Source organism: Methylobacterium sp. P3_A11 (assembly GCF_056403155.1).
Genome location: NZ_JBFUGA010000154.1, coordinates 1 through 9718, shown reverse-complemented (window position 1 = coordinate 9718; position 9718 = coordinate 1). Strand labels below are relative to the sequence as shown.

Genomic DNA, 9718 nt, shown 5'->3' with positions numbered 1-9718 from the left:
GGCCGGGACCTGCGCCCGGTCCTGCCGCTGGGCCTGCCCGCCCTCGACGCCCACCTGCCTGGGGGCGGCCTCACCCTGGGGCCGCCCCACGAGATTGCGCCGGCCGAACCCGCGGACGGGATCGCGGCCCTCGGCTTCGTCCTGGCGCTCTGCGCCCGCCACCTTGCCGCGATGCCGGGGGCGGCGCTGGTCGCCGCCGCCCCCGGCCAGCCCCTGCCCCATGGTCACGGGCTCGCGGGGCTGGGCCTCGACCCGGCCCGGTTGCTGCTGCTGGAGGCCGGGGGCGACGCGGAGGTGTTCCGCGCGCTGGAAGCGGCGCTGCACGCCCGCAGCCTCACGGCGCTCGTCGGCCTCCTGCGGGAGGGCCTGCCGCTGAAGCCGGGGCGGCGCCTGCAACTCGCCGCGGAGGGATCCGCCCCGCCCCTCCTTCTGATCCTGCGGCCGGCCTCGGCCGGGCTGCCCAACGGGGCCGCCACCCGCTGGCGGATCGCCGCGGCGCCCGGAGCCCGGGACCGGTTCGGCGCCCTCGACAGGCCGCGCTGGCGGGCGCGGCTCGAACGCTGCCGCAACGGACGCGGCGGCGAGTGGCTTCTGGAGTGGGACCATGCCGCGCATCGTCTGCATCTGCCTGAGCCATTGGCCGGTGACGCGGCTGCGGCGGGCCGGCCTCGCGCCTGAGGCGGGACCTCTGGCGGTGGCGGCCGAGGGGCCTGGGGGCCTGCGGCTCGTGGCCCTCGATCCGCAGGCCCGCGCCCTCGGCCTGACGCCCGGCGAACTCCTCGGCCGCGTCCGGGCGCGGATCGGCGTGCCGCTCCAGGTCTATCCGGCCGATCCGGCCGCCGACCGGGAGGCCCTGCTGCGCCTCTGCCGCTGGGCGTCGGGCTACGCGCCGCTGGTGGCGCCGTTCGGGCCGGCGGAGGCGGCGGACGGGCTCTACATCGACGTCGCCGGGGCAAGCCACCTGCGCGGCGGCGAGGCGAACCTCGTCGCGGATCTGGCCGCCCGGCTCGCCCGGAGCAACATCCCGGCGCGGATCGCGCTGGCCGACACGCCCGGCGCCGCCTTCGCGCTGGCCAGCCAGGGAGGGGGCGAGGGGTGCGTCGTCCCACCGGGCGGCTCTGCGGAGGCCCTGCGGGGGCTGCCCGTGGAAGCCCTGCGGCTCGATCCCGGCACGGTCTCGGGCCTGAGGCGGCTCGGCCTGCGCCGGATCGGCGAACTCGACGCCCTGCCCCGCGGCCCCCTCGCCCGTCGATTCGGCGAGGCCCTGCTGCTGCGCCTCGACCAGGCCCTGGCCCGCAGGCCCGAGCCCCTGGCGCCCCTGTCGGACCCGACGGCGTATGCGGCGGCCCGCGGCTTCCTCGACCCGATCGGCCGGCAATCGGACATCGTCCGGACCGTCCGGGACCTGATGGCGGAGATCGCCCCCCGCCTGGAGCGGGACGGGCTCGGCGCCTGCGCCCTGCGCCTCGCCCTCCACCGGATCGACGGTGCGGTGCGCGAACTCGATCTCGGCCTGTCGCGTCCGGAGCGTCACCCTGAGCAAGTCGCGGCCCTGGTCTCCCTGCGCCTCGACCGGCTGGGATCCGCCCTGGACGCCGGTTTCGGCTTCGAGACGGTGGCCCTCGCCGTCACGGTGACGGGCGCCATGCCGGCCCGCCAGACGGATCTCGGTGCGGACGCCAAGGGCGACGGCATCGGCTTCCTGGCCGACGTCCTGGCGCAGCGCCTCGGGCGGGCGCTGCTGCGCCTGGAGCCCCGGGCGAGTCACCTGCCGGAGCGGTCCGATCGGGGCCGTGCTTGGGTTGCGGAGGAAGGGCGGGGATCGGTGGAGGGCCACGGCCGAGCATCGGCGCGCCTCCCTCCTTCCTCTGCGGGGGAAGGCAGGGCGCGTGTCGCCGCGGGAGAGACCCTCCTGTCGAGCCCTGAGCAGGCCGGAACCCAGAGTGCCGCCCCCCTCTGGCCCGACCACCTCCCGCCCCGCCCCCTGGTCCTGTTCCCCCGGGGCGAGGCTGCCGTCGACGTGCTCTCCACAGTGCCGGAGGGGCCGCCCCGGCGCTTTCGCTGGCGCGCTCAGGTCCACAGGGTCGCCCATGCCGAAGGGCCGGAACGGATCGCCGCCGAATGGTGGCGCGCTCCGGGTCACGACCGCGACTACTACCGCATCGAGTGCGAGGCCGGTCACCGGCTCTGGCTCTACCGGGACGGGCCGCACGCGCCCGACCGACCGGCCGCGTGGTACGTCCACGGGCTGTTCGCGTGAGCAGTCCTCACGTCCCGTACGCCGAACTCGCCGTCACCACGAACTTCTCCTTCCTGCACGGCGCCGCGCATCCGCAGGAATTCGTCGTGCAGGCGGCGGCCTACGGTCTCGCGGCCATCGGCATCGCCGACCGCAACACCGTGGCCGGCGTGGTGCGGGCGCATGCGGCGGCGCAGGCGCTCGAAGCGGAGGGCACCGCGATCCGGATCCTGCCCGGGGTGCGCCTCGTCACCGAGGAGGGGTTCGAGGCCGTCACCTACCCGATGGACCGGGCGGCCTGGGGCCGCCTCTGCCGGCTGCTCACCCTGGGCAACCGGCGCGTCCGCAAGGGTGAGTGCCGCTTCTCCTTCCCCGAGATGCTGGAGGCCGCCGAGGGGCAGATCTTCATCGCCATGCCCCCGGCCCGACGCCTGCCAGAGGGGTTTCGGGCGCGGCTGGAGGCGCTCGCCGCGGCGGCCCCGGCCCGGACCTTCCTCGGGGCGAGCCACACGCGCCGCGGCGACGAGAGGCGGCGCCTCGGCCTGCTCGCCGAGCTGGGGGCGGTCGCCCGCGCCCCGATGGTCGCGGTCTCGGACGCGCTCTACCACCATCCCGAGCGGCGCCCGCTCCAGGACGTGGTCACCTGCATCCGCGCAGGCTGCCGGATCGGGGAGGCCGGCTACCGCCTGGAGGCCAATGCCGAGCGTCACCTGAAGCCCCCCGCCGAGATGGTGCGGCTGTTCGCCGACCACCCGGAGGCGGTGGCCCGCACCGTCGAGATCGCCGAGGCCTGCGACTTCCGCCTGTCCCAGCTGCGCTATGAGTATCCGGACGAGCCGGTGCCCCCTGGGCGCACGCCGCAGGAATACCTGGAGGACAAGACCTGGGAGCGGGCGCGCTGGCGCTATGCCGGCGAGGTCCCGGACGCCGTCGAGGCGACCCTTCGCGAGGAGCTCCGGCTCATCGCCAAGATGGACTACGCCCGCTACTTCCTGACCCTGTTCGACGTGGTCGAGTTCGCCCGCGGCAAGGGCATCCTGTGCCAGGGCCGGGGCTCGGCGGCCAATTCCGCCGTGTGCTTCTGCCTGGGCATCACCGCGGTGGACCCGTCCAAGCACCGGCTGCTCTTCGCCCGCTTCATCTCGGAGAACCGGGGCGAGCCCCCCGACATCGACGTCGATTTCGAGCACGCGCGCCGCGAGGAGGTAATCCAGCACCTCTACGCCCGCTACGGCCGGGAGCGGGCCGCCCTCTGCGCCACGGTGATCCACTACCGGCCGCGCATGGCGATCCGGGAGGTCGGCAAGGTCCTAGGCCTGACCGAGGACGTGACCGCGGCGATCGCCGACACGGTCTGGGGCTCCTGGGGCACCGGCATGCCGGACAAGCACGTGCGCGAGGCCGGCCTCGACCCCGCCAACCCGGCGATCCGGCAGGCGCTGGACCTCGCCCACCAGCTGATCGGCTTCCCCCGCCACCTGTCGCAGCATGTCGGCGGCTTCATCCTGACCAAGGGGCGCCTCGACGAGACCGTGCCGGTGGGCAACGGCGCTATGGCGGAGCGCACCTTCATCGAGTGGGACAAGGACGACATCGACGCGATCGGCCTGATGAAGGTCGACGTGCTGGCGCTCGGCATGCTGACCTGCCTCAAGCGCGGCCTCGAGTTTCTGGAGAAGGACCACGGCACCTTCTACGAGACGCTGGCCGACCTGCCGCAGGACGATTCCGAGACCTACGCGATGCTGGCCAAGGCCGATTCCGTCGGCGTCTTCCAGGTCGAGAGCCGGGCGCAGATGTCGATGCTGCCGCGCCTGAAGCCGAAGGAGTTCTACGACCTCGTGGTGCAGGTCGCGATCGTGCGCCCCGGCCCGATCCAGGGCGACATGGTCCATCCCTACCTGCGGCGGCGCTCGGGGGAAGAGCCGGTGGAATACCCGGCCCCGCACCCGGACCACGGGCCGGCGGACGAGCTGAAGGAGGTCCTGAAAAAAACCTACGGGGTGCCGCTGTTCCAGGAGCACGCCATGCAGATCGCCATCACGGCGGCGGGCTTCACCCCGGCGGAAGCCGACGGCCTGCGCCGGGCGATGGCGACCTTCCGCCATGTCGGCTCCATCGGCGGGTTCACGGAGAAGTTCGTGGGCGGCATGACCCGCCGGGGCTACCCGCAGGATTTCGCCGAGCGCTGCTTCGCGCAGATCCGGGGCTTCTCCACCTACGGCTTCCCGGAGAGCCACGCGGCGAGCTTCGCGCTCCTCGTCTACGCCTCGGCCTGGATGAAGTGCCGGCACCCCGACGTCTTCCTGGCCGCGATCCTCAACGCCCAGCCCATGGGCTTCTACCAGCCCGCCCAGCTCGTGCGCGACGCCCGCGCCCACGGGGTGGAGGTGCGGGGCGTCTGCGTCAACGCCAGCGACTGGGACTGCACCCTGGAGCCGGCCGGGGATCCGGCGCTGCACGCCGTGCGGATCGGCCTGCGCGTGGTGCGCGGCCTGCCCGAGGCCGCCATGCGCCGGCTCGTGCGCCTGCGCGCCAACGGCTACGCCAGCATCGAGGGCCTGCAGGCGTCCCTCGCCCTGCCCCGCAACGCTCTGGAACGGCTGGCCGAGGCGGACGCGTTCCGCTCGCTGGGCCTCGACCGGCGCGCCGCCCTCTGGATGGTCCGCACACTGGAGGGAACCTCGGCGCGCAAGGCCGCCAAGGGGAATAGCTTGGCCGACCCCGGTGAGCGCCGCGCCCATCTCCTCGACGCGCCCCTGCCGCTCTTCGCCTGGCACGCCGATGACGGCCTGTTCCGGCACGAGCCGGCCGTGGACCTGCCGATCCTGGCCCCGTCCGAGGCGGTGGCCGAGGATTACGCCGCCACCGGCCTGTCGCTGCAGGGGCACCCGGTCGCGTTCTTCCGGGGGCGGCTCGCCCGGATCGGCGCGATCCCGGCCCGGGCGCATCTCGATCCCGCCCTGCCCCAGGGGGCGCGGGTCACGGTGGCGGGGCTCGTGCTGATCCGCCAGCGGCCGGGCACCGCCAAGGGCGTGGTCTTCCTGACCCTGGAGGACGAGACCGGTATCGCCAACGTGATCGTCTGGAAGACCGTGTTCGAGGCCAACCGCCGGACCGCCATGCAGGCCCGGTTCCTCGCCGTGCGCGGCCGGATCCAGCGGGCCGGCGGGGTGGTCCACCTCGTGGCGGAGGGATTTCGCGATCTCACCGCCTCCCTGCGCGACCTGCGCGAGGCCGGGCTGAAGCTGCCCCCCGAGAACACGGATTTCGGCGTGCCCCCGGACCGGCGGGTCTACCGCAGCCGGGATTTCCACTGACGGCCGCCCCTCGACAGGACCCGCGCCGCGGGTAGAGTGCCCACATGTCGAGCTTCGCCGTTCCGCGCCTTCTCCTCACCGCCTGCGCGGCCCTGCCGCTGGTCTTGCCGCTGGCCCTGCCGCTCCTGGCGGGGGACGCCCGGGCCGACAGCTGCGACGACCTCACCCGCCAGATCGCCGGCGCGATCGGCGGCAAGGTCGGCAAGCGCGCCGGCCCCAGCATCGACATCCGCATGGCCGGCCCGATCAAGTTCGACGTGACCTGCCGGGCCGAGCCGATCGTGCAGGCGACCTCCGCCGAGCCGACCCCCTCGGCGACCTTCTTCCGCGACCTGTCGGTGGCCTCCGAGATCCTCGTCGGCCAACCGGCCGCGACCGTCGAGCCGATCATCGCCAACGCCTACCGGACCTCGCTGTCGGAACGGCGCAAGTCGTTCATCCAGCAGAACGGCTGGTCGGCCTCCTGCTATACCGACCCGGGCAGCACCACGATGCGGACCCTGTGCTCGGTGGGGCGCATCCCGCCGGGATGATTCGGGCTTGCCCCGGCAGGATGCGGGCGGCGCGGTTGATCAGTACTCGATCACGCCGTCGAGGGCGTAGTGCTTCACGGTCTTCCGGTTGGCGATCAGCTCGTCCACCGTCGGCTCGCCCTTGAGGGCGCGGGCGATGGCGAGCTTCGTGGCCTCGTAGTTGGTCCGGTAGAGATCCTTCTGGTCGAGGTTGTCGTCCTCGGCGCAGCGCTGATCGAGCCAGATCATGATGATCATGCACAGCTCGTCGAGTCCGTCCTTGGGCAGGATGCCCTCGATGATGCAGTCCACGATCGCGTCGCCGGTGGCGGCCTGGACCACGCCGCCGAGGAGCTCGGCATACTCGGCCGTGTGAATCGTGACCTTGGTGGTCATCATCGTGGCGGGGCGCACGAGCTGGTTGAGGTCGCGGACCACGAACATCCGCGTGTGGCCCTGGACCTGCCCCATCATCGACGCGAAAGCCTGGCCGACCGGACCGCGCACCGAGCCGATCAGCACCTCCGGCATGGCGTCGGTGTACTGGCCCTCGGCCGCCAGCACCGTGGCCTCTCCCGTGCGGAACCAGATCTCTTGCATGTTCGAACTCCACCTGATCGGAGCCCGCGGGAKACATCATCGCGACGCCCGCGTCAATCGATTCAGAGCAGGCCGACTCCGTCGACAACGCCGGCCCTCGCGAAGGCGATGGTGACCCCCGACACGGTGTCGGCCACCCCCGCGTCTGTGCCCTCCACCCGCTGTCCCGCCGGCAGGGCTCTGTTGGCGGGCAGGATCGGAAGCAGTGCGTCCACCGCCGCCATGGCGATACTGAGAGCGAGGAAGTCTGGCCCGCGCTGCACGGCTCCCGTCCATGCGGCGACAGCCCGCACGAAGGCACCCGCGAGAGTAACGGTCTCTAGACCGGCGCCCTCTCTCGGCCGCCGTGATGAGGCTGCCGACATCCCTATCGACCAGCATCACCACGGGTCCGGGACCTGCGGCCTTGAGGTCCGCGGACAGGCAAGGCAGGGAAGCGCTGGGCTCGGCTCTCGGGAACCGTCCTGAGCAGGGGCCGTTCCGGCGGACGCCTGTGGCGTCTTCACGGGGCAGGCGGGAGGAGTGTGGGATGGCGGAGAGCACGGATCGGGGCTCCGGCTGGAGCCTTCAGGCGAGCGCCGTACCCGACGGGGTGCGCCTGGAACTCGCCCTCGCCGACCTCGGCGGCGCGCCGGTGACCGCCGCCATCGTACTCGACCGCGCGGAGGCCCGCGCCTTCGCCCGCGCCCTGCTGGCCGCCGCCGGAGATGCGGCGGAACGGACCTTCCCGAAGCCGGGCGCCTGACGGCCCGACTAGGATGTTTGGTCCCGGGATTTGATGGTGCGGGTTGTGGGTGAACCGAGAGGGCACGTCCATCCAGGCTTTGCAGATCGCTTCATGGTACGTGAGGCCGCGTAGCGTCTTAAGGCGGCGGGCGAAGTTGTTGGCAGCCACGAAGTCAGCGAGATGCTGCCGCAGCTGATCGTGACTGTCGTAGTAGAAGCGTTTGACAGTGGCGTCCTAGATCGTGCGGTTCATCCGCTCAACTTGACCATTCGTCCAGGGATGACGCGGTTTCGTGAGACGGTGCTCGATGTCGAGGTCGGCGCAGGCGCCCTCGAAGGAGTGGCAGCGGAATAGCACCCCCTCGGCGCGCATCCCTCTGATCTCCTCCGGCATCCGGGTGTTGCCGGACGGCTCGGTAAAATGCGTGCCGTTATCGGTGAGCACGGTGTGGATCTTGTAGGGAACGGCGGCAGCAACGGCTCGCAGGAAGTTGCCGGCGACCCGGCGCGTGACCTTCTCGTGCAACTCGGCAAAGGCGAACTTGGAGGTCCGGTCGTTGGAGGTCCGGTCGATGGCCACGAGCAGGTAGAGCCGGCCCTCTTCAGTGTGCACCTCGGCGATATCGATGTGGAGGTAGTTGAGCGGGTAACGCTTGAACTCTGCCCGTCGCGGCTTGTCGCCTCCACCTCGGGGAACCGCGAGAGGCCGTGGCGCTGGAGGCAGCGGTGCAGGCTTGCGCGTGTGAGGCGGGATCGTCGGCTGTAGGGCATAGAGGCAGTCGTCGAGCGGCAGCAGGGTGTGTCGGCGGAAGGCGACGATCACCGCCTCGGTCTCGGCCGACAACACCGTGGATCGGGGTGCCGCCGGCCCCGTCTTCCGGTCCGCCAAGGAGGACCGCTTCTTCCACTTCGCGACGGTCTTCGAGTTGACGCCGTAACGGGCCGCCAGCGCCATCAAGCTCGCTTGAGTCCGCTGTGTCGCTCGACGGACTGCCGCTGTCGTCGCGGCGCTCCCGTGTTGAACCTGGCTCGTAGCGCGTCATTCCACTCGCGGGAGAAGACTGCACCATCAACCCTGGGATCAAACATGAGCGTGTCGGCGACGCCCGAGAGGTAGGCACTGCACCAGCCCGAGGCCTCCCCCTGATCGGCACGGCAAGCCCGGTAAAGGTCTCTGGTCCTTCTCTCCCGGATGGCGACCGAGCCCGTCAGTGGCCCGCCCGACGGGGCGCCTCGCTCGTTCGGCACGCAAGAGGATGTCGCGCACTCGGCAGCGTCGGCTACGGGTGTGGCCGCCGACAGGAAGGCGAGCATCACTACCATCCCGAGAGGACGGTTCGGGTTTCCAGCGAGCATGAGTGCGCTCCCGTCCGTTAGCCCTTGGTGACCTTCACCTGGTCGAGCGCCGCGCGCAGGCCCTTGGCGAGCTCGCCCACGTCGTCGTTGGCCCAGAAGTGCATGAAGAACAGCCGCGGCTCGTCGTCGAGCATGTGATTGTGCAGGGCCGTCACCTCGATGCCGTTGGCCTGCAGCGCCTTGATCACCGGGTTCACCTCATCGGCGGTGAGCACGAAGTCGCCCGAGATGGCGGCCTTGCCGCCGCCGGTGGGCTGGAAGTTGATGGCGATCGCCGAGCCCATCGCCACCGGCACGACCATGCCGTGATCCTTCGGCGTCTCGGAGCGCGGCACGCTGATGGCATAGACGCCGCCATTAACCTTGCCCTTGTGGCCGAGCGCCTGGTCGATAGCGGCGGTGTCGAGATCGAGCGTCTGGTCCGATGCGGTCGCCTTCGCCGAGACCGGACCCTCGCCGGCCGAGGCCGACCCGGTTGTCCCGATGGGTGGGGTGCCGCCGGCAGTCTCGCCGCCGAAGGGCGTCCGGCTCGCCCCGAGCGCCCCCGCCAGGACCGTGGCGAGCTTCCCGGGCTCGCCGTGCCCGGAGAGGTGCATGTAGAGGGTGCTCGGAGAGGCCCGAAGCAGGTGGTTGTGGACGGCGGTGATCTCGACTCCGTTCTCGACGAGGCGCTTCATGACCGGGCTTACCTCGTCCTCGGTCAGGACGAGGTCCCCCATGACCATGACCTCGTTGTTGTGGCGCACGAAGGCCAGCCATGAGCCCAGGGCGAAGGATGGCTTTAGGGTTACGCCGTCGAGGGTGACATTCAGGTCCGTCCGGGGCAGGCCGACGCGGTAGACACCACCCGGCATCGCCGTGCCGGGCTTCCCGAGGCCGGTCGCGATGGCCTCCTGCCAGGGCTCAACGGCTGACGCACGGGTCACGAGAGCGCCCAAGACGGCGATGGATGCAAGCAAGCGACG

Annotated in this window: 8 protein-coding genes and 1 pseudogene; 5 read left to right on the top strand and 4 right to left on the bottom strand. The window is 71.7% G+C overall.

All coding sequences use genetic code 11. The features are described from left to right. The 4 genes from AC1DXK_RS28705 to AC1DXK_RS28690 form a co-directional block, all read left to right on the top strand. The coding region (locus AC1DXK_RS28705; RefSeq protein WP_477299560.1) for an ImuA family protein at window positions 1–678 on the top strand (678 nt) is incomplete at its 5' end. Next, window positions 605–2260, top strand: a complete 1656-nt coding sequence (locus AC1DXK_RS28700; protein WP_457105486.1) for a Y-family DNA polymerase — start codon at window positions 605–607, stop codon at window positions 2258–2260. The genes AC1DXK_RS28705 and AC1DXK_RS28700, both read left to right, overlap by 74 nt. Further along, window positions 2257–5559 (top strand): error-prone DNA polymerase, encoded by a 3303-nt coding sequence (locus AC1DXK_RS28695; protein WP_457105487.1) that lies wholly within the window; start codon window positions 2257–2259, stop codon window positions 5557–5559. The genes AC1DXK_RS28700 and AC1DXK_RS28695 overlap by 4 nt, the downstream gene beginning before the upstream one ends. Before the next feature lie 44 nt (window positions 5560–5603). Next, window positions 5604–6092: a hypothetical protein gene (locus AC1DXK_RS28690; protein ID WP_457105488.1), complete on the top strand. Its 489-nt coding sequence runs from the start codon at window positions 5604–5606 to the stop codon at window positions 6090–6092. Window positions 6093–6131: 39 nt separating this feature from the next. Here AC1DXK_RS28690 and fae read toward each other — a convergent pair whose 3' ends face one another. Continuing rightward, on the bottom strand, window positions 6132–6671 hold the full coding sequence (gene fae, locus AC1DXK_RS28685) for a formaldehyde-activating enzyme (protein ID WP_020092273.1): 540 nt from the start codon (window positions 6669–6671) through the stop codon (window positions 6132–6134). A 62-nt stretch (window positions 6672–6733) separates the two neighbouring features. Further along, entirely contained in the window at window positions 6734–6934 is a 201-nt protein-coding gene (locus AC1DXK_RS28680) for a hypothetical protein (protein ID WP_457105489.1), read from the bottom strand. Window positions 6935–7200: 266 nt separating this feature from the next. Here AC1DXK_RS28680 and AC1DXK_RS28675 point away from each other — a divergent pair, with 266 nt between their 5' ends. After that, a complete protein-coding gene (locus AC1DXK_RS28675; RefSeq protein WP_012318997.1) occupies window positions 7201–7416 on the top strand; it encodes a hypothetical protein in 216 nt (71 codons plus the stop codon). 15 nt (window positions 7417–7431) lie between these two features. Here AC1DXK_RS28675 and AC1DXK_RS28670 read toward each other — a convergent pair. Together AC1DXK_RS28670 and AC1DXK_RS28665 are read right to left on the bottom strand one after the other, a co-directional pair. Continuing rightward, window positions 7432–8424: pseudogene (locus AC1DXK_RS28670) on the bottom strand (IS481 family transposase); the annotation flags it as partial. Window positions 8425–8770: 346 nt separating this feature from the next. Continuing rightward, window positions 8771–9712 carry a DUF1259 domain-containing protein gene (locus AC1DXK_RS28665; protein ID WP_477299561.1) on the bottom strand — a complete coding sequence of 314 codons (942 nt, stop codon included), beginning with the start codon at window positions 9710–9712 and terminating at the stop codon, window positions 8771–8773. Window positions 9713–9718: the final 6 nt, after the last annotated feature.

Coding starts and splice junctions, on each gene's coding strand:
- AC1DXK_RS28690 (WP_457105488.1), top strand. CDS start 5,604: ATGTCGAGCTTCGCCGTTCCGCGCCTTCTCCTCACCGCCTGCGCGGCC.
- AC1DXK_RS28700 (WP_457105486.1), top strand. CDS start 605: ATGCCGCGCATCGTCTGCATCTGCCTGAGCCATTGGCCGGTGACGCGG.
- fae (WP_020092273.1), bottom strand. CDS start 6,671: ATGCAAGAGATCTGGTTCCGCACGGGAGAGGCCACGGTGCTGGCGGCC.
- AC1DXK_RS28675 (WP_012318997.1), top strand. CDS start 7,201: ATGGCGGAGAGCACGGATCGGGGCTCCGGCTGGAGCCTTCAGGCGAGC.